Here is an 18,484-nt window from a genome sequence, read left to right on the forward strand (position 1 = left end):
AGCTTTGGTAATGGTTTAAGGCAAATCAAGCAATTCAATGGTTATGGCTCCCGGCAAATCCTCTCCGTTGGACACGAGTAAGGCAAAATCATCATCAGGGTCAATGCGTTGTTCGCGTGCCTGGACTCGTTTCAGCCAGCCCTCACTGACAAGACCGCTAAAATAGGGCGGCAGACCCTCGTATTCATAGGCTTCTTTTCGTAGGGGGAGGCTCTTGCTCAATGCCGGTTGCCCGAGTGTTAAATAATTTTTGTCGTATTGGAACCAAACCGTTACTCCTTTTCGTTCCAATATGCCAGCAACCGTGCCGTTCATGCGTACCAGAGCCTTCATTTGAGCTCGATCCACAGCCTGAAGTTGAGTACCTTGCCAACGACTTGCAGCGTCTGAATGGTAGGGTTTGCGTTTCCGATCTCCATTGCGCGGTATGTGTTGGGCGACAAACCGGCAAGATCGCTCACCTCCTGGGCGCTGAGACGGAGGGTTTCGCGGCGGTTCTTCAGAACAGGCGCAAGCTCTGAAAGCGGGCGCAGGTCCGGTTCTTCGGAAGACTCAATTCGCTCGGCCAGTGATTGCAGATTCCGGATCTCTTGTTGAACGGCAGCCAGTAATCCCTGTTTTGTTTTCATCTGTTGCTTCGGCCTTCAATTTAATGCGTAAACGTCGACTGCGTCTTAACTTCTATTACTATAATGGTTGGCAGGGATGGCCAAGTCAATTTAATTTTTATTTTTGTCGATATCGGGTTATGTGCTCATTAAAATGCAGTGCGGCGTTTGCACTGCTTTGATAAACCCCGGTTGCGCCTCAGGCCTCACCCGGCGCCCGCTTCTCGATATACGGTGAGCGCGCGCCACCTTCCCCTTCCATCTGCACGCTGATCCTTGGCGCAGCAATATCTATGTAGCGCTCTTCCGTTCTCCGCTTGAGCAGCAGGTTGAAGGCCCGGGAAACGTCCCACTGGTACTCCGGCTTGGTGCGCATTCGCATCCGCAGCACCGGGCAGCCGTCTTCGAAGGCATGAATGCCCTGCATCTCCAGGGGGGACCAGATCAGCCAGCGCATGTCCGGCAGGGTGCGCAGTTCCTCGGCAGTTTCGTTCATCAGCAGAATGGCATCATCAATGGGCAATTCCCGGGGGATGCGGATCTTGATGAGGGCGATACCGAACTGGCGGGACATGTTGTGAATGGAGCTGATCTTGCTGAAGGTGATGTGGTGAACAATGCCTTCCAGATCCCGTAGCCGGACCGTGCGCAGGTTAAAACCCTCCACCGTGCCCATAAAGCCGTTGATTTCCACAAAATCGCCCACTGACATGGAGTCCTCAACCACAATAAACAGGCCGGTAATCAGATCCTGAACCAGTGTTTGCGCCCCGAAACCCACGGCCAGGCCGATGATACCGGCACCGGCCAGCAGCGGGGTTACATCAACACCCAGGGTGGAAAGCCCCACCAGGGTTGCGACAACCAGAATGATAATGAGCAGGGTATTGCGGGCAATGGGCAGAATGGTCTGGGCCCGCGCCGGGTTGATCCTTTTTTTGCGATCCCCGCCGCGCATGGCCCGTTCCAGCAGTTCGTCCACAAATATCCAGGTCAACTTGGCAATCAGTGCGGTCAGAAGCAGGCCCACCAGTATGTCGGCCAGGCCTGCGCTTATCGCGGGTGATTCACCAAGGCCGAACAGGGAAAAGCCCCATATCTGCAGGATCAACTCGAAAAATACCAGCCAGGCCGCGGTTTGAATCAGCCGGTACCCAAGCTGCACAAACCGGCGGCTGAACTCGCTCAGGGCCTGATGCTTGGGCCGGTTCTCCTGAATGCCGATCAGCCCCTGAATGGCCAGGGTCAGGGCGAGCAGCAGCGCGCAGATCATGGCCTTGCCGAGCGCTGCGTCGGCTTCACTGCCATTCACAAAAACCGCAAAAACCGACGCGCTGATGGCCAGCAGCATGGGTATGTGCCAGAGCCGGGCCAGCAGTGTAATAACTTCACGCCCGACGCCCTGGTCCTTGCGCTGGCGATAGGGCCGGTTACGGATCAGATGGGTTACCGGGCGCCGGTTGCGCAGAATAAGGAAGAAGCTCAGAAGTGCCGCAACTATGCTGAAAATGAGCGCCAGTGCGCTGGCCAGCTCTGGCCCCAGTTGCTCCGTAAGCTCTGGCGTGCCAAGGGCATCTTCGAGCGCGAAAAGTACACCGATAACAAACAGTGGCCTCAGCATCCGCCGGCGCAGAATCACCACCGCTGCCTGGCGGTGGCCGCTGGAGAAAACGGAGATCAGCACATCGAACAGGGATGTCAGCACCCGGGCGCCGAGGGCCGCATAAGCCAGAATCAGCACGGTGGTCTGGCCGGCCTCCGACATACCGAATGTGGGTAGCCCGGCCAGCAGGGCAGTGAAGGTGAGTAACCAGGGCAGAATTCGCCGCACAAAGTGGGCTATCAGCATCCACGGCCTGGGTTGCCGGGGCATTTGCAGTGGCCAGCCGCGCCATACAAAAAACAGGCTGGCCAGGCGCGAGAGCCCGTAAAGCGCCGCCAGCCAGGCCACAAGCCCGACGGCGGTTTCGGCCATAACCCGGAATGAGGCGCTGGTGAGCAGCTTTTTCGCGGCGCTGTAGGCGTTGTGAAAATTGGTTTTCCACTTGCCCAGCGGCGTTTCGTCGCTGCTCTGCGGGTTGGTAGCCTCGTCAAAAAAAACCGCAAGGGCGCCCAGCAGCCCGCCGTTCCCTCCGGGGGCGCTTTTTGCAGATTCTGCAGCCTCGGCCTGCAGCCCTTGCTGAATGGCCTTGAGTTGTTCAACCAGGGCTTCCCGGCTCTCGTCGTCTTGCAGGGCCTGAATGGTTACCTCAAGCGATGCCTGCAGCTCTTCCGGTGAGGCGGTTTCCTCCTGCTCCGGTTGCCCGGAAAGCCCGGGAATGCCGGGCAGGGTGAAGGGCTGCGCCTGGGCAGTGCCAAGGGTAGCAAAAAGCAGGAAAAGGCCGCAGAAGAGTGCAATAAACTTCAAATTTCTACCTCTTCGAACAAATCCGGCACCTCCGCATCCCATCCAAATTTCTCGCTGATTCGCTTGCGCATAATGTCGCTGGCCAGCATTTCGCCGTGGGTAACGTACACCTTCTCCGGTTCCAGTGTTCCCTGCTCCAGCCATTGCAGAATCTCATTATAGTCGCCGTGGGCGGAGAGGGAGCCCATGTTGTGGATGTCAGCCTTCACCGGCCAGTACTCCCCGTGTATTTTTACGGATTCCACACCGGCCACCAGCCGGTCGCCACGGGTTCCCGGCGCCTGAAAACCGGCAAACACCACGCTGTTCCTGTGATTGGGCAACAGGGTTTTCAGGTGGTGGAGCACGCGCCCGCCGCTTGCCATGCCGCTGGCGGAGACAATGATGCAAGGATAGCGCACGGAATCCAGTTTGATGGAATCGTCCACGGTGCGAACAAATTCGGTGTGGCTGTCGATTGTCTCGCACTGGCTGGCGCTGAGCTTGTGCTCTTTATGGTGCTTGCAGAAAATCTCCGTGGCCTTGATGGCCATGGGGCTGTTGAGAAACACCGGCAGCCTGGGAATGTGTTTCTCTTTCATGATCTTGTGAATCACATAAAGCAGCATCTGGGCCCGGCCAACGGCGAAAGCCGGTATCAGCACTATACCGCCCCGGCTTGCAGTGCGGTTGATGATCTCCGCCAGTTCAATTTCCGGGTCGGTGCTCTCGTGCAGTCTGTCGCCATAGGTGGATTCACACACCAGCACATTGGCTTTGCGGATGGGCTCCGGTGGGCGCATTATCGGGTCGTTCTGCCGGCCCACATCGCCGCTGAAGACCACCGTGCGGTCATGGGCCTTATGGTGAACATGCACGCAGGCAGAGCCCAGAATATGCCCGGCGGGGGTAAAGGTGACTTCAAAGCCTTTTACCGGCTCGAAGGTTTCGTGGTAATGCAGGGATTCAAAGTGCTTCAGGGCCTCCCAGGCATCCTTCTCGGTAAACAGCGGCTCCGGGTGTTCGTGCCTGGAGAATTTCTTGCGGAAGGCGTATTTGGCGTCCTCTTCCTGCAGATAACCTGCATCCGGAAGCAACACCTTGCACAAATCGTGAGTTCCCTGGGTGCAGTAGATCTTGCCCTTGAAACCGTTTTTCACCAGCGCGGGCAGGTAGCCTGTGTGGTCTATGTGAGCGTGTGTAAGAACCACGGCATCTATGGTGCCCGGGTCGACAGGGAACCTGGCCCAGTTCCGTCTGCGCAGGGTTTTCACACCCTGGTACATGCCGCAATCGATCAATACACGGTGGTTGTCGTCTGATAACAGGTAACGCGAACCGGTTACCGTGCCGGTACCACCAAGGAAGCGAAGTTTCATAGCAAAAGACCTTCTGGCTGGTCAGATTGGAAAATACCCGAAATGAATCCTGCCAGATTGCCTGAAAGCGCCCCTACAAAAAAGCCTGAATACGGATAGGGGCCAATATTTGATACCATAGCCGCACCCCAGACAAGCAGGACGCAGGCAATGTATTACAGCTCCATACTCCCGAAAGTTATCAAAGTGGCGGATGAAGCCAGTGAAAAGGTGCTTCACATTTACCAGTCCGATTTCAAGGTGAGTTACAAGGAAGACGAATCGCCCATCACCGCTGCCGATGTGGCCAGCCACGAGATTATTGTAAAGGGCCTGCGAAACATAAGCCCCGATATACCTATCCTCTCGGAGGAGGGAGCGCAGGCACCCTGGGAGGAGCGTAAGCACTGGCGCCGGTTTTGGCTGATTGACCCTATAGACGGCACCCGGGATTTCACCCAGCGCACCGGTGAATTCACCGTGAACATCGCCATGATTGAAGACGGCGTGCCCGTTATGGGCGTTGTTACCGCCCCTGCGTTAAAAGAAGCCTTCTGGGGAATAAAAGGTGAGGGCGCCCACAAGCGCGACCGCACCGGGCAGGTGCACCGCATTCGTGTGGCGGAGCCAAAGGCAACCAGGCGCGTGGTTGCCAGCAAAAACCATATGAACGATGAAACCCGCAACTTCATCCGGGCCCTCGGCCCCCACAGAACAGTCCAGGCGGGCAGCTCCCTCAAATTCTGCCGCATCGCCGAAGGCCACGCCGACCTCTACCCCCGAATGGGACCCACCAGCGAGTGGGATACAGGGGCCGCCCATGCCGTGCTGCTTGCGGCTGGCGGTAATGTGTACACACTGGATGGCGAACCCCTGCAATACGGCAAAGAGGATGTGCTAAATCCATATTTCATTGCTGTCGGAAATTGGTATTTTTGAGCGCTTGGCGTTTCAGGGCTCATCATTAACCAGCACCGGATTCCTATGACTTGGTACGCACTCCAACACAAACCCGCCCAGGGCGACCGGGCACTGGCACACCTGCAGAATCAGGACATCACCTGTTTCTACCCGAAAATCCGGGTAGAAAAAATCAAGGCCGGAAAACGCACCAAAAAGCTCGAGCCGCTGTTTCCCGGCTACCTGTTCATCAACCTGGAGCAAACCGACCCCAGCTGGGCAAAACTGCGCTCAACCCGCGGTGTGCTGCGAGTGGTCAGCTTCGCCAACAAACCGGCAGCCATTGCCGATGAGGTTATCCAGCACATCAAGGACAGCCTTGATACCGTTACCCGACAGGGCGGGCTCAAGCCCGGCGAAGCGGTTCAGCTGAGTGAGGGGCCGTTTGAAGGGATTAACGCGGTTTTTCAGGCTTATGATGGGCAGGAGCGGGCGATTGTGTTGATTCATTTTATGCAGAAGGAGCAGAGGGTTAAGGTGCCGGTGGGGGCGCTTGGGAGATGATGAGGGAATCGAAGCGCTTGCCGCGCCCCCTCTCCTGTGCAACCGGAACATCGGTAACTGCAAAAGCAGACCATAGCCTGTAAACTAGAACCCCAAACTAATCACTACCGGAATCCGCCGCCATAACAAACGCGATTCCCGACCCAACTTTTTCGGACAAACAGCGAATGGATCACAGGCAACCCCCCCTCCCTGATAGCCAGAGGCCAGAGTATTCCGATGAAATCAATCTGGTAGATCTTGTCGCTACCTTCATCCGCAGGCGCATGGTTTTTTACGTGGTTTTTGCGTTTGTAACTCTCGCCGGCCTGGCCTATGCCCTGCTGGCGGAGGCAGAGTACGAATATGTCAGCCTTATCCAGATAGCCCAGAAAGATAACGGATCATATTTTCAGTCGCCCGAAACAACCGTCGCGACACTGGAAAACCGCTGGTTGCCCGAGGTAAAAACCGCTTACTACGCTAACCACGATAAAAACTTACCTTTTGAGGTGTCGTTCAGTAACCCCGAAAGCACCGGCCTCATTCGTTTCACGACCAGCGCACCGGATGAGGCAAACGAGGATGTTAGTGCCGCGCACAGTGCATTAATCAAAGGCGTCAAAGATCATCAGGGTGCACTTGTTGAAAGTGAAAAGTTGAGCCTTGAGCGCCAGATAAAATCTCTGGAAGACGTTCTTGAAACACTCAAGGGAAAGGACGCGGGCGAGGCTATCGCCAGTGCCATAGAAAGGCGCTCAAACCTTGAAGGCAAGCTGGAACGCTTGCAAAACCTTGAGGTGCTTGTTACCAGCCGTCAAAGTGCGCATAAAATCGCCCCAAAGCGTGTTCTGATTGTTGTGCTGGCAATAATGCTCGGCGGGATGCTGGGTGTTTTTTTGGCCTTCATGAGTGAATTCGCAGCGTCTGTTAAAAGCCACATAGCCAATGAGGCCGAAGAGCAGGGTTGAATTGGATGTAACTCTGATCTTTTGACAAGCTTTAACGCTAATGCCTGGGCCAGGAAGACCTGTCAGACTTTTTGTCACTTGCTTGTCTCATACGATGGCGTAAAATCGCGACGCTTCAGACACGGAACATCCACACGTTAACAGGGATGCAGTTGGGAGCGTGCTTTCCCCTTTCTGGATTTCATCCCTGTTGTTGCTGGCAATTTATTTATGACCTTGAAACACTGGGCACTGGTCGGTGGGGCGGTAGCGTGCCTGATCAGCAATTTAACGGCAGCGGCGCCATGGCTTGAGCCCGGTGATGCACGTGCCCGGTATGCGGTTCAGAAGCTTGCAGATCGCGGGCAACTTCAGCGCCCTGTTACGAGCTGGCCAATAATGTGGGGCTCCATCACCAACGGTCTGAGCGAGGCTGGCGGTAAGTCTGGTCCAGCCGCCGGGATGGCTCGTTATTACCTTGAATTTGAGCGTTCTCAGCAGGCGCCTGCGGGTTTTCATACTGAGCTTGAGATTTCCGGCACCAATGAAGTGGCCATGGTTCAGGGTTTTGATCGCGGGCCAATGGCCGATGCAACAGTAAAGCTTGACGTGCAGTGGCAGGGACAAAACTGGGCATTTGGCCTCAGCCCAGCCTATGCCCACAATGCCGATGACAATGAAAACGCCCGGTTTGACGGCTCCTACCTCGCAGCTACCGCAGGCAACTGGGTATTTGGCGCTGGCGCTATTGACCGCTGGTGGGGGCCTGGCTGGCAATCCAGTCTTATTCTGTCCAGCAACGCCCGGCCACTGCCATCCGTATGGTTGAATCGCAAAGATGCCTCTGCGCCAGAAAGCCCCTGGCTGAACTGGGTTGGCCCCTGGCAATTAACAGTGTTTGCCGGGCAGTATGAAAAAGAACGCGAAGTGCCAGAAGCCAAGCTGATTGGTATGCGCCTGAATATGCGCCCATTGAACGGGCTGGAGCTGGGCTTCTCCCGGGCAATCATGTTCGGTGGCGAAGGCCGGCCCGAAGGCGCATCTACAATCTGGAATGCGTTGATCGGCAAGGATAACGGCCAACTGGAAGAAGATGACCCGGGCAACCAGCTTGCCAGCATAGATGCGCGTTACGGCTTCGCCCTAGGTCAGCAGTCCATGGGCGTGTATGGCCAGATGATGGGAGAGGACGAAGCCGGCGCATTCCCTGCGCGCAAATCCTGGTTGCTGGGAACCGACTGGACAAGCCAGCTCCTCAGCGGCGAGCAACAGTGGTTTGCTGAGTACGCGAACACCCTCGCTGATGACTTCATGGGTACCGCCATGCCCAACATCACCTACGATCACTCCCGCTATAAAAGTGGTTACCGCTATCAAGGCCGCACCATGGGTGCCAGCTTCAGTGGCGATGCAGAGGCGGTCACCTTGGGTGGCTTTCACTTCTTCGACGATGGCCGCAACCTCTCAGGCAGCCTCAGTTATATTGAATTCAACAAAGACGGGATCAGCAAAACCCCGGTGATCGACAAAGACATCAAACTGATGGTGCCCGCCGAAAATGCCAAACAAGTGATCGCCAAAGTAGGCTATGGCACCCAAGTATTAAATGGCTGGCTGGATCTGAGCGCGCAGTTTGCTGGTAAAAAACTCGAACTGATCAACCCCGACGAAAGCAAAAGCGGCCAATGGTCGGTCGGCGCCACCTGGCGCTACCGCTTCTAGTTTCCAGAATTAACCAATCTAAGCAATAAACCGGACCCCAATAACCGTGAATCTAAAGAACCTCCTGCTCTCTTTAACACTCCTGCTCCCCATAGCAGCTCAGGCGCAATCCATCACGCCTGCTCAAATCCAGCAGTTCAAGTCATTACCACAAGCGCAGCAAGAAGCCTTGGCGCGACAGTACGGCGTAGATCTAAGCCAGATTCAGGGCAGCGCAGGCTCGAACGGGTCGAAGCCGAGCCAGCCAGTATCGGTGGTTGAGCCGCTTGAAAACGGCCAGCCTGATAATGAAGGCGACAACAAGCAAGCAAGAGAAGAGCAGGCGTTTGCAAAAAAGAACAAAGGCCTGAAGCCCTTCGGTTACGAATTGTTTGAGGGTAAGCCCAGCACCTTCGCTCCGGTGACTGAAATCCCGGTTCCCGCGAACTATACACTGGGCCCGGGTGATGAATTGAAAGTTCAGCTCTGGGGCAACGAAAATCGCCAGCTGTCTCTCACGGTTTCCCGCGATGGCACCATTGATATGCCTGAGCGTGGCCCGATTGTTGTTGCCGGCATGAGTTTTCAGCAAGTCAGAGATGAAATCAGCAAACTGGTGGCCGAGCAGTACATAGGTGTTAAAGCTGCAGTGTCGTTAGGTGAACTCCGCAGTATGCGAGTGTTTGTGTTAGGCGAAACCCGCACGCCCGGCTCCTACAGTGTCAGTTCCCTGTCGACCATCACCAACGCTCTGTATGTATCCGGCGGCATACGCCACACCGGTTCCTTGCGCAACATACAGCTCAAACGCAACGGCAAAGTGGTCAGCACCCTGGATTTATACGACCTGTTGCTCAACGGCGACACCAGTGGCGATACCCGCCTGCAAGCAGGAGACGCGATTTTTATACCGGCAGTAGGCCCTCGCGTGGGCATAGACGGCGAGGTGTATCGCCCCGCTCTCTATGAACTTAAAGGCCCAACCGATTTGCAGGAGCTGGTCAATCTGGCCGGTGGTATGACAGCGCAGGCCTATCCGCAAATTACCCGCATAGAGCGCACAAACCAGGAATTTTTGCGTGTGATTGCGGAGGCTGATCTGACTGAAGCGACCGGCAAGCAGGCGCGCGTAATAGCTGGTGATCGAGTGACTATTGCGTCCATTGCCGATGTAACAGGGCAGTATATTGATATAACCGGCGCGGCAACACGCACCGGCAAATTCGCCTGGGTTCCAGGAATGCGGGTGAGCTCCGTAATACGCAATCTGGATGCAGATCTGTTGCCCATGGCGGATACCAACTTCGCAGCCATTGTCAGAACCAACCCCGACACTCAGCAGATTTCCGTACTGAGCCTGCAGCTCAAAATTGCGGTAAGCAATCCCGGTGGGCCAGCCGACCTGGTGATGCATGAAAAAGACCAGTTACTGGTGTTTGCAGATGAAAGTAAGGGAGACTTCCGGCAGAGCTTCCCTGAAAAGGCCGGCATGCACAATGGAAATGGTGTGGCGGAAAACAGATCTGGTGAATTTACACAAAACGGAAGTGACGAACTGGCACAAAATAAATATGGCGAATGGACGCTAAACCGAGCTGATGACCAAAAAGACCCACAGCGTTTTAGCCGCAATGCACTCTTCGATCCCGTGGTAAAACGCTTGAAAGCCCAGGCAACACCGTCAGCGCCGCAGCAAACCATGACCATCAGCGGCCCGGTGCGTTATCCCGCTGAATACCCGTTGCCGGCCACCGGAAAAGTACGGGACGCCATTATAATGGCGGGCGGGTTAACAGACGCTGCCCTCATGCTGGAAGCTGAGCTGGCCCGCCGCACGCTGGATGACAACGGCGTAGAACGAACCCGTCTGCAAACCATTGACCTGACCAGTGCAATGAATGATCAGGTAGATGTGACCCTGCAAAGCCGTGATCGTTTGATGGTCAAGTCTGTACCCTTATTTGGCGCTACGCGCACGATCACTTTACAGGGCGAAGTTGTGTACCCAGGGGAGTACACCTTCAGCGATGGCGAAACTCTGGCAGAGGTACTTCAACGGGCCGGCGGCCTCACCAGCAACGCCTTTCCCCGTGGCGCTGTCTTCACTCGCGAAAAGTTGCGCGAGCTGGAGGCCCGGCGCCTGCGCGAGGCTGAAAAGCGACTGCAAGGCGATCTGCTCGGAGTACAGTTGGAGGGCGATAGCTTTGGTGGCAAGAACGCGCAGCGGATAGATCAGGTTAAAGGCCTGTTGGATGATGTGCAAAGTAGCCGGCCGGTGGGTCGCATGGTGATCGACCTGCAGGCAGTACTGAGTGATAGTGACTACCAGTCCATTCGCTTGCAAGACGGCGACACGCTGACCGTGCCCAGCATTCCGCAATCCGTCAGTGTGTTCGGTGAAGTACAGTTCCCAACCAGCCATTTGCACGTAGCCGGGTTAACGGTTGACGACTACCTGGAACGCTCCGGTGGCCCAACCCGGCAAGCCGATGAAAACCGGGTGTACGTTGTGAAAGCAGACGGCTCAGTCATGTTGCCCGAGAAAAGCGCCTGGTTCGGCGGTCGCAGCCAGCAGCTTCAACCCGGCGATACCGTCATCATGCCGATTGATGTAGACCGCCTGAACCAGCTGGAACTGTGGACCAACGTAAGCCAGATTGTTTACCAGATGGCTCTGGGTGCTGCAGCTGTGGGGAATTTGTAATGAATCAGCAGGTCAACCTTGAAACTACACCCCGGTACGCAGACGATGAAATCGAACTTCGTGAGCTTTTCGCCACGCTGTGGCGCGGCAAGTGGATCATCATCCTGTTCACCATCGTCTTCGCTGCCGCCGGCCTGTTCTATGCGCTAAGTAAGCCCAATATCTACCAGGCCAGTGTACTGTTGGCTCCAGTGCAGGATGAAGGCGGAGCAGGTGGAATCAGCGGTCAGCTCGGTGGCCTTGCCAGCTTGGCTGGCATCAATCTTGGCGGTGGTAGTACAAATCAAACGATCATGGCTAAGGAGGTGCTTCAATCTCGTGCTTTTTTGACTGATTTTATTCATCGTCACAATCTGATGGTTCCGCTTATGGCCGCCGAAGCATGGGATATAAAACGTGCAAAATGGGTAATCAATAGAGAGGTCTATAACCCCAAACAAAAAGAATGGCTCAAAGATGATGAGGGCGAAAGCCTTAAACCCACAGATTGGGATATGATAAAAAAATTCAAAGAAGAGCATCTGAGCATTTCCAGCAATAACGAAACTAGTATGGTGACAGTAAACATTAAAAACATGTCACCTCCCGCCGCGAGAGACTGGGCTAAAAATCTGGTACATGACATTAACGAACACATGCGCCAACAGGATGTCAAAAAAGCCGAAGCGCGCATTGCCTATTTGGAAGGAAAGCTCAGCGAAACTAATATTGCGGGCATGCAGCAGGTGTTTTATCAGCTCATCGAAAATGAGACCCGCACTGTAATGCTGGCTAATGCTCAAGACGAATATGTTTTCAAGACAGTAGATCCGGCTGTAGTACCCCAGGAAAAGAGTGAGCCCAAGAGGGCGTTTATAGTGGTAGTGGCTGCTATGTTGGGAGGGATGCTTGGGATGTGTACCTTATTTGTGATTGCCTTTATCCGCTCCGAAAAGAAAGATGCAGTAGAGAAACTGAAAAAAGATTAAAAGAAACAAACCGAATAAGAGACACCTATCAGTTTTCAAAGCTATGATATATCCGATTGGTTAGATCTTCGAATTTTTAGCGTTGAAAAGAGAATTGCCAAACCTTCACCGCTAATTGGCTGTAGAGTGGGTCTCCAGTTTTGAAAATCCAGCCCTACCCGTTTCCTATATTTAAAAAGTGCTTTTCATGAAATGTGGCAGGTTACGAATGATAGAAAGTTGTCAGATTAAGAAATCCGTTTTTCGAATCTAAAAAATAAGTGGTTGGCGGGCACTAATAGATTCACTTTAAGCTTGTCAAGAGTATCAATCGTGAATTCAGATAAATAAAACCTTCCTTAGAATGATATAAAAACTCCAATGACACGGGTTTTTAAGTCGTGTGTGATTTTTTATACTATTATTTGGATCTTTAACCACGAGCTTTCAAAAAAAGGCATTGATTTTGAGCTTTTAGTTCATGAAATATCTCGGCAGGCGCTCGCAACAAGCACCTGCAGTTAATCGAATTTGGTGGAAGGTTTGTGTGGTTTTGATGAGAATCGACATACAACTACTCAAAATGAAGGGTTAGTATGATTATCAGCGTGTTGTCGCGAAGCTACCAAAGTCGAAGTAAGGTAGCTGAGGCTATTAAAAGGCTAAGCAAGTGACGCCAAAAAAAATAGTCGCCTTTGCGATAGGTCCAATTGGTGCGGCTATTCTCGGCTTTATTTCTTTGCCGATCATTACCTGGTTTTTTACCCAAGAAGACGTGGGGCGGATGGCGATGTTCCAGGTGACTTTAAGTTTCAGCACCCTGTTGTTTAGCCTTGGTCTTGACCAGTCTTACGTCAGGGAATTTCACGAGGTGGAGAATAAACCGGCCCTGCTAAAACGAGCGATGCTACCGGGTTTAATACTACTAACAATAGCGGTCATAGTGCTCTTGTCGTTGGGCGAGTTGATAGCCAGTTGGCTGTTCGGTGTTCCGCATTTGCATTTGGGAGTTCTTGTTGTGCTTGCCCTCGTGACGAGCTATATCTCCCGTTTTCTGTCTCTTGTGCTGCGCATGAACGAACGCGGCTTGGCTTTCTCAATGAGTCAGTTGCTTCCTAAGCTGCTACTGCTGGTCATTATCGGGGGATATATTGCAGCTGATGCTGACAAGGATCTGACTAATCTTGTTCTGGCGAACACTGCAGCACTCGCCTTTGTTTGTGCAATCTACGGTTGGAATACCCGTGAGGAATGGCTTGCCGGTATTCGCGCCAAGCTGGACATTGACCAATTAAAAATGATGCTCCGTTTCGGGCTACCTCTAATTCTTGGTGGTCTGGCGTTCTGGGGGCTCACGGCCATAGACAAGGTATTTTTGCGCGCACTTGCCAGTTTTGAAGATCTGGCCGTTTACTCGGTGTCGGTCAGCTTTGCCGCAGCGGCCGGCATACTGCAAAGCGTTTTCTCTACGGTTTGGGCGCCCACAGTCTACAAATGGGCCAGTGCAGGCATTGGGCTGGAGAAGGTGCACAAAGTAAATCGTTACGTGCTGGCTATGGTTGTACTTGGGTTTTGTTTAGCTGGACTGTTGTCGTGGATTGTCGCTATCTTCCTGCCGCCCAACTACGCGACCGTACAATGGATTGTGGTGTCTTGCATTGGCTACCCTCTGCTCTACACGCTTTCAGAAACCACGGTTGTGGGAATAGGCATCTCACGGCGAAGCTCTTTTTCGATGCTGGCTTCTATTGTTGCGTTTTTACTTAACCTTGTGGGCAATTGGTGGCTTATACCCATTTTCGGAGCGGCTGGTGCGGCAGTGAGTACCTGTATATCTTTCTGGGTGTTTTTCTTTCTGCGAACCGAGTTTTCTGTCTACTTGTGGAAACCTATGCCGAGGTTGCTGCTCTACTCCTTCACTCTGAGTGTTGTTTTCGGGGCGGTGGTCTTTACGATCTGGGGAGAGATATTGCAGGGCTGGATGGTTGTATATTGGTTGGTTGTTTTAGGATGCTGGGCTGTTGCCTTTAGAGTAGAGATGCGGGAGGTTATTGGTTTGATTGGACGTAGGAAGCCCATAGTGGTTTGAGCCGGTTATCAATAAGCAACCTCAATGCGGTTTAATGAGCATAAATCTCCAATTCGATTGTTTTCATAACCTGTTTCGTAGAAATCTGGTTGTCACATGCCAAAAAAACATTCTTGCCATAGTGTACAGAAGGCTGATTTCAGATGGCTTTAATGAGATTAATTTCTACTGTAGCTAAAAACGTCTCCTCCATGGGTATAATGGGTTGAAGTACGTTAGTGGCAAGCTATCTCAGAACGCTTATGTCGAATGTTAAACTTACACTGTTCGATAGAACTGGCGAGCTCAGCACTTGTTCGAGAGTACATATAACGTCAAGAATTACACAACCCGTTGGCTCTGGCATAGTAAATGCGAACGACCTAATATTATGGGGCTTGGGGGGATTACCTCTCAACAAAAGGTGATCGTGGTCCCTTCATATCTTTTGCTCAACTCCGCCAACACGAAAGGAGTATCGATGAACGTTAAAGAATTGCTACTTTGAGGCCGCCCATGAATGTTTGTGTGTTTCCCGGAAACTTTCCAACGCGCTCCGAAACGTTTGTTATGAATCACGTTACCGGGTTGATCGATCGCGGCCTGAACGTGACGGTGTTAGCGAATAGCGAAGACGTCCATGCTTGGTCTAGTCTGGAGGATTATCAGAGAGTATTGAGAGATAAGGTTTTTTATTACCGACTTCCGAAGTCGAGAAGAGCGCGGATAACCGGTGGTGTTGAAAAACTTTTACACGGCATTGTTAGGGGAGACCGCAAAGCCCTCTCTACTATGAATTACAATCGCTATGGCCGGAGTGCCATAAATTTTTCCTTGTTATATGCGTATTCGCTTGCCAAGACAATGCCTAAAATCGACGTGTTGCATTGTCATTTTGGCCCGATTGGAACACTCGGCGCGCACCTAAAACGCATGGGAGTAGTGGATAAACTCGTAGTTACCTTTCATGGACACGACGTATCGAGGGCTCTGGTTAGTAGTGAATCGAATCCGTACGAAGCGGTTTTCGAGCAGGCGGATCTGATTCTGCCAATCAGTGATCGCTGGTACAGCGCTTTGAGCAAACTTGGAGCACCCAGCGACCGAATGTGTGTCCATCGGGTTGGCATCGATGTTTCACGTTTCCGCTTCAAAGCGAGAACGGGGACTCCGGGGTTTCTGCACATTTTGACTACCGCAAGGTTTACGGAAAAGAAAGGGATCCGCTATGCCGTGGAAGCGGTGGCAAAAGCTTTGGAGCGCCAACCCGATCTCAGCATCCAATACGATATCGTTGGTGAAGGCGAACTATTTAAAGAAATAAGGGAGCTCATCGATATCTTGGGATTGACAGCTTCGATCAAGTTGCATGGGGCTAGAAGCCATTCGGAAGTAAGAAGTCTTCTGGGGGAAGCCGACATTTTCTTGCTACCCAGTGTGACCGCCACCGATGGAGATCAGGAGGGTATTCCGGTGGCATTGATGGAGGCAATGGCTGTGGGTATGCCTGTAGTCACCACGGAGCACAGCGGAATCCCGGAGCTTGTGGAAGACGGAGTTTCCGGTTATCTCAGCCCGGAAAAAGATAGTGACAGCTTGGCAGAATCTATTCTGACGCTATCGCAGAACCCTGATAGCTGGCAACGACTCGGTGCAGCTGGCAGAGAAAGAGTAGAAAAATATTTTAGTTTAGAGGTTCAAAATAATAAGCTGATCGAGCTATACCGAACATTATGATTTTAATCGCGAGCCATTAATGATTATTAGTAAAACTTTTAATCCAGAGAAGGTTTTTTTTTCAGTCTTTATTGTTTACTATGTGTTTAGATTCCTTTTTCCCGCCGTAAATGGCCTAGGTGTTGGAACCCTTATATTTGGGCTTTGTATATATTGGGTCTCTGTTTCGTTTAGATATATTGAAACACGCATGCTCTTCCCGGCTCACATTCTGTTTCTCTTTCTTTTTTGCTTTTGGGCTATAACTCTCACATTTTTCGCTACCTCATTTAGCTTGGCTACCGTAATTTTCTTTGTTTATTTGCTGGCTTTCAGTTATGCAGCTTATTTCCTTTCGAAACTAGGAGCATATAATTTTGTTGCGAAAATTCTTTTGCTTTTCCTTGGCTTCCAGCTTTTTGTAGTTCTAGGCCAAGCAGCAAAAATTCACACAGGGTTGGGCTTTGATGTGCCAGCGTCGAGCATAGAGGGTATCGATAAAAGTTACTTTTTAATGACTCCAGGCACTTTCTTTAATAAAAATGATCTAAGTGCTGTATCTGCTCTTTCATTTGTCTATTTTCTTATTTTTGGCCATTACCTCGGGTTCGATAAAAAGGTTACGTTAGGGCTTTTTTTCTCCGTCATTTTGGTCTTAATTACTACATCTAGATCATCTTTACTTCTTCTGGTACTATTAGTTTTTATTTATCTTCTGTTTAAAAAGCGAAGATTATCAATACTTTTGGTTCCGGCTTTGATTTCTATCTTTTTTGGTATATGGTTGATATTATTCGAGTATAGAGAGGAAGTTGTTCTATTAGATATCATTGTAACTAAAATCGAGACGATTTCGGAAATAGTAAAAGGAGGAGCATCTAGTAGCAACTCGGTTTCTATTAGGCTTTATTCATACTTTAATTTTATTGAAAATATTGGAATATTAGGCTTTGGATCGGGGGATCTTAAAAGCTATGGTGCATATATTCCGGGCGATGCTCCGTATAGGGGAATGCTTGCGAGCGTCCCTCACTCTTTAGTGGTTGAACTTGGTTATTGGGGTGGGTGGCCCCTGCTGATTCTTTTTTTTATTTCAATATTATCTTTTAAGATGCTTTGGTCTTTAATGTTTTTTATTTATGTTGTCGCTTTTTTGGGCCTTTCATTTGTAAGCTCTAGTGTTATTGGAAATTTTGCATTTTTCTGGGTTTTTTTTAATGGATTTCACTTGTGCTTAGATAAAAGTATATTACGACCCAAGACACAAAAGGCACAATAATTGATAATGGGTTTAGTCAATGTCAAAATTTTCGAGGTATTAAATAACGTGAACTGATGCGATGGCTCTGTAGCCTGAATCGTTAAGGAGAGAGCGCGTCCGGTGGGCACGCCCGTCGGTCGACCCATTAAGCGCCATCATGCCTATGAATTGCTTGGGCAGTTTTCCTCTTTGTTACATTCTTGTTTTTCCCCTCCGACTGTTCCAGCAGAACTTGGGTGCACTGGCTTCGCGCCAGTTGGGGTATTGCTCCCATGCCAACAACAGCGAAATATGAACAAGATAAACTGGTGTTACTACGTTTTTTGTGAGCTCCTCTATGCGATCCGAAGCAGAATTGGGAAAGATTTGCTGGCGGTTAGAGAAACAATCCGGAGGATTGTGTGGCTGAAGCTGGTTTGGTGAAAAGAATGATTTCGTGGTTAAGGACTTTCTGATGAAAGAAAAAGTCTCAATAATAATTCCGGTCTGCAATCGCGAGTTTGAATTGCGACGCGCAGTCCTTTCAGTCTTGAACCAAACGCATCAGAATGTTGAGGTAATTGTAATTGAGAACAATTCGAGAGATCCAGTTCTGGTAAGGACTGTCGTGGATAAACTGAATGACGAGCGTATTCATTTTCATTCCCTGAAATATTGTCGTAACGCCAATGTCGCGCGGAATTTTGGTATGTTAGTCGCTAAGGGGGACTACATCGGTTTTCTTGACTCCGATGATGAGTTTGAGCCGGATCATATCCGGACATCAATCCAGTTCATTGAAGAGAATGGACTGGATTTTTGTTTTGGCTCGATGCGAGTATTCAATGGCAGAAGCTACCGCTTGGCGCCGGCACGGCGCCTGGAACCCCACGAAAGTGGGCCGGGCTATCTGTTTGAAGGTAAGGGGTTTGAGGCCCCAACACCAACATACGTTTTGACGCGTAAGGCTGCTGAAATTGTCAAGTGGGATAATAAATTAGATAGGCACCAGGACTGGGATTTTTTCTTCAGGCTAGTGGAGGCTTGCCGGGGAGATGCGAAGGTGGAGCCAACGGTTATTGTGCACTGGATGCCGGGGAGGAAGGTTCGGTTACCGGTGAGTTCGGTTGACCGATTCTATCGCACATGGTCGGGGAAGATGACAGGCGCAATGAAGCTACGGTTTTTGTTTTCGAAGGTTAAGCAATCGGTAAAGTTGAGAAACCTTGATCTATTGCGTTGGTCGGTGCGCAATCTATTTTTTGTGATTTCATCTCTTACCAAAACGCGCTTTAAGTAGTATTTTAAATATTAAATACCGATAAGTAATACGGTTTAGTCTATTAATACTTATATTTTTTAA

The 18,484-nt window shown here is 51.3% G+C and carries 14 protein-coding genes; 10 read left to right on the top strand and 4 right to left on the bottom strand.

Annotated features, from left to right (window positions below; all coding sequences use genetic code 11):
* Positions 1 to 15: 15 nt before the first annotated feature.
* From CDH48_RS02680 to CDH48_RS02695, 4 genes are all read right to left on the bottom strand, one after another.
* Entirely contained in the window at positions 16 to 333 is a 318-nt protein-coding gene (locus CDH48_RS02680; RefSeq protein ID WP_100687140.1) for a HipA N-terminal domain-containing protein, read from the bottom strand.
* Positions 330 to 629 (bottom strand): helix-turn-helix domain-containing protein, encoded by a 300-nt coding sequence (locus tag CDH48_RS02685; protein ID WP_100687141.1) that lies wholly within the window; start codon positions 627 to 629, stop codon positions 330 to 332. The genes CDH48_RS02680 and CDH48_RS02685 overlap by 4 nt, the downstream gene beginning before the upstream one ends.
* 178 nt (positions 630 to 807) lie before the next feature.
* Positions 808 to 3,015, bottom strand: coding sequence for a mechanosensitive ion channel domain-containing protein (locus CDH48_RS02690; RefSeq protein WP_227520898.1), 2,208 nt, complete (start codon positions 3,013 to 3,015; stop codon positions 808 to 810).
* Positions 3,012 to 4,373 (bottom strand): MBL fold metallo-hydrolase, encoded by a 1,362-nt coding sequence (locus tag CDH48_RS02695; RefSeq protein ID WP_100687143.1) that lies wholly within the window; start codon positions 4,371 to 4,373, stop codon positions 3,012 to 3,014. The genes CDH48_RS02690 and CDH48_RS02695 overlap by 4 nt, the downstream gene beginning before the upstream one ends.
* Before the next feature lie 150 nt (positions 4,374 to 4,523).
* On the opposite strand from CDH48_RS02695, the gene cysQ reads away from it, so the two are divergent.
* The 10 genes from cysQ (at position 4,524) to CDH48_RS02745 (ending at position 18,421) form a co-directional block, all read left to right on the top strand.
* Positions 4,524 to 5,291 (top strand): 3'(2'),5'-bisphosphate nucleotidase CysQ, encoded by a 768-nt coding sequence (gene cysQ / locus CDH48_RS02700; RefSeq protein WP_100687144.1) that lies wholly within the window; start codon positions 4,524 to 4,526, stop codon positions 5,289 to 5,291.
* A gap of 45 nt (positions 5,292 to 5,336) precedes the next feature.
* Positions 5,337 to 5,816 carry a transcription/translation regulatory transformer protein RfaH gene (gene rfaH, locus CDH48_RS02705; RefSeq protein WP_100687145.1) on the top strand — a complete coding sequence of 160 codons (480 nt, stop codon included), beginning with the start codon at positions 5,337 to 5,339 and terminating at the stop codon, positions 5,814 to 5,816.
* Between the two features lie 167 nt (positions 5,817 to 5,983).
* Positions 5,984 to 6,766, top strand: coding sequence for a Wzz/FepE/Etk N-terminal domain-containing protein (locus CDH48_RS02710; RefSeq protein ID WP_100687146.1), 783 nt, complete (start codon positions 5,984 to 5,986; stop codon positions 6,764 to 6,766).
* 210 nt (positions 6,767 to 6,976) lie between these two features.
* On the top strand, positions 6,977 to 8,467 hold the full coding sequence (locus CDH48_RS02715; RefSeq protein WP_100687147.1) for a capsule assembly Wzi family protein: 1,491 nt from the start codon (positions 6,977 to 6,979) through the stop codon (positions 8,465 to 8,467).
* A 46-nt stretch (positions 8,468 to 8,513) separates the two neighbouring features.
* Positions 8,514 to 11,150 carry an SLBB domain-containing protein gene (locus CDH48_RS02720; RefSeq protein ID WP_100687148.1) on the top strand — a complete coding sequence of 879 codons (2,637 nt, stop codon included), beginning with the start codon at positions 8,514 to 8,516 and terminating at the stop codon, positions 11,148 to 11,150.
* Entirely contained in the window at positions 11,150 to 12,118 is a 969-nt protein-coding gene (locus tag CDH48_RS02725; protein ID WP_100687149.1) for a Wzz/FepE/Etk N-terminal domain-containing protein, read from the top strand. Before CDH48_RS02720 ends, CDH48_RS02725 begins: the two co-directional genes overlap by 1 nt.
* A gap of 649 nt (positions 12,119 to 12,767) precedes the next feature.
* Positions 12,768 to 14,186, top strand: a complete 1,419-nt coding sequence (locus CDH48_RS02730; protein ID WP_100687150.1) for a lipopolysaccharide biosynthesis protein — start codon at positions 12,768 to 12,770, stop codon at positions 14,184 to 14,186.
* Positions 14,187 to 14,735: 549 nt separating this feature from the next.
* Entirely contained in the window at positions 14,736 to 15,902 is a 1,167-nt protein-coding gene (locus CDH48_RS02735; RefSeq protein ID WP_188437616.1) for a glycosyltransferase, read from the top strand.
* 19 nt (positions 15,903 to 15,921) lie between these two features.
* Positions 15,922 to 17,160, top strand: coding sequence for an O-antigen ligase family protein (locus CDH48_RS02740; RefSeq protein WP_100687152.1), 1,239 nt, complete (start codon positions 15,922 to 15,924; stop codon positions 17,158 to 17,160).
* 436 nt (positions 17,161 to 17,596) lie between these two features.
* Positions 17,597 to 18,421 (top strand): glycosyltransferase family 2 protein, encoded by an 825-nt coding sequence (locus CDH48_RS02745; protein ID WP_100687153.1) that lies wholly within the window; start codon positions 17,597 to 17,599, stop codon positions 18,419 to 18,421.
* Positions 18,422 to 18,484: the final 63 nt, after the last annotated feature.

Origin of the sequence: Marinobacter aromaticivorans (assembly GCF_002806975.1) — a bacterium.
In the GTDB taxonomy this organism is placed as follows: Bacteria; Pseudomonadota; Gammaproteobacteria; order Pseudomonadales; family Oleiphilaceae; genus Marinobacter; species Marinobacter aromaticivorans.

Bases quoted from the DNA above. Each gene is read 5' to 3' on its own strand.
- CDH48_RS02695 (WP_100687143.1), bottom strand. From the start codon at position 4,373: ATGAAACTTCGCTTCCTTGGTGGTACCGGCACGGTAACCGGTTCGCGT.
- CDH48_RS02740 (WP_100687152.1), top strand. From the start codon at position 15,922: ATGATTATTAGTAAAACTTTTAATCCAGAGAAGGTTTTTTTTTCAGTC.
- CDH48_RS02680 (WP_100687140.1), bottom strand. From the start codon at position 333: ATGAAGGCTCTGGTACGCATGAACGGCACGGTTGCTGGCATATTGGAA.
- CDH48_RS02725 (WP_100687149.1), top strand. From the start codon at position 11,150: ATGAATCAGCAGGTCAACCTTGAAACTACACCCCGGTACGCAGACGAT.
- rfaH (WP_100687145.1), top strand. From the start codon at position 5,337: ATGACTTGGTACGCACTCCAACACAAACCCGCCCAGGGCGACCGGGCA.
- cysQ (WP_100687144.1), top strand. From the start codon at position 4,524: ATGTATTACAGCTCCATACTCCCGAAAGTTATCAAAGTGGCGGATGAA.
- CDH48_RS02710 (WP_100687146.1), top strand. From the start codon at position 5,984: ATGGATCACAGGCAACCCCCCCTCCCTGATAGCCAGAGGCCAGAGTAT.
- CDH48_RS02715 (WP_100687147.1), top strand. From the start codon at position 6,977: ATGACCTTGAAACACTGGGCACTGGTCGGTGGGGCGGTAGCGTGCCTG.
- CDH48_RS02735 (WP_188437616.1), top strand. From the start codon at position 14,736: ATGAATCACGTTACCGGGTTGATCGATCGCGGCCTGAACGTGACGGTG.
- CDH48_RS02745 (WP_100687153.1), top strand. From the start codon at position 17,597: ATGAAAGAAAAAGTCTCAATAATAATTCCGGTCTGCAATCGCGAGTTT.
- CDH48_RS02685 (WP_100687141.1), bottom strand. From the start codon at position 629: ATGAAAACAAAACAGGGATTACTGGCTGCCGTTCAACAAGAGATCCGG.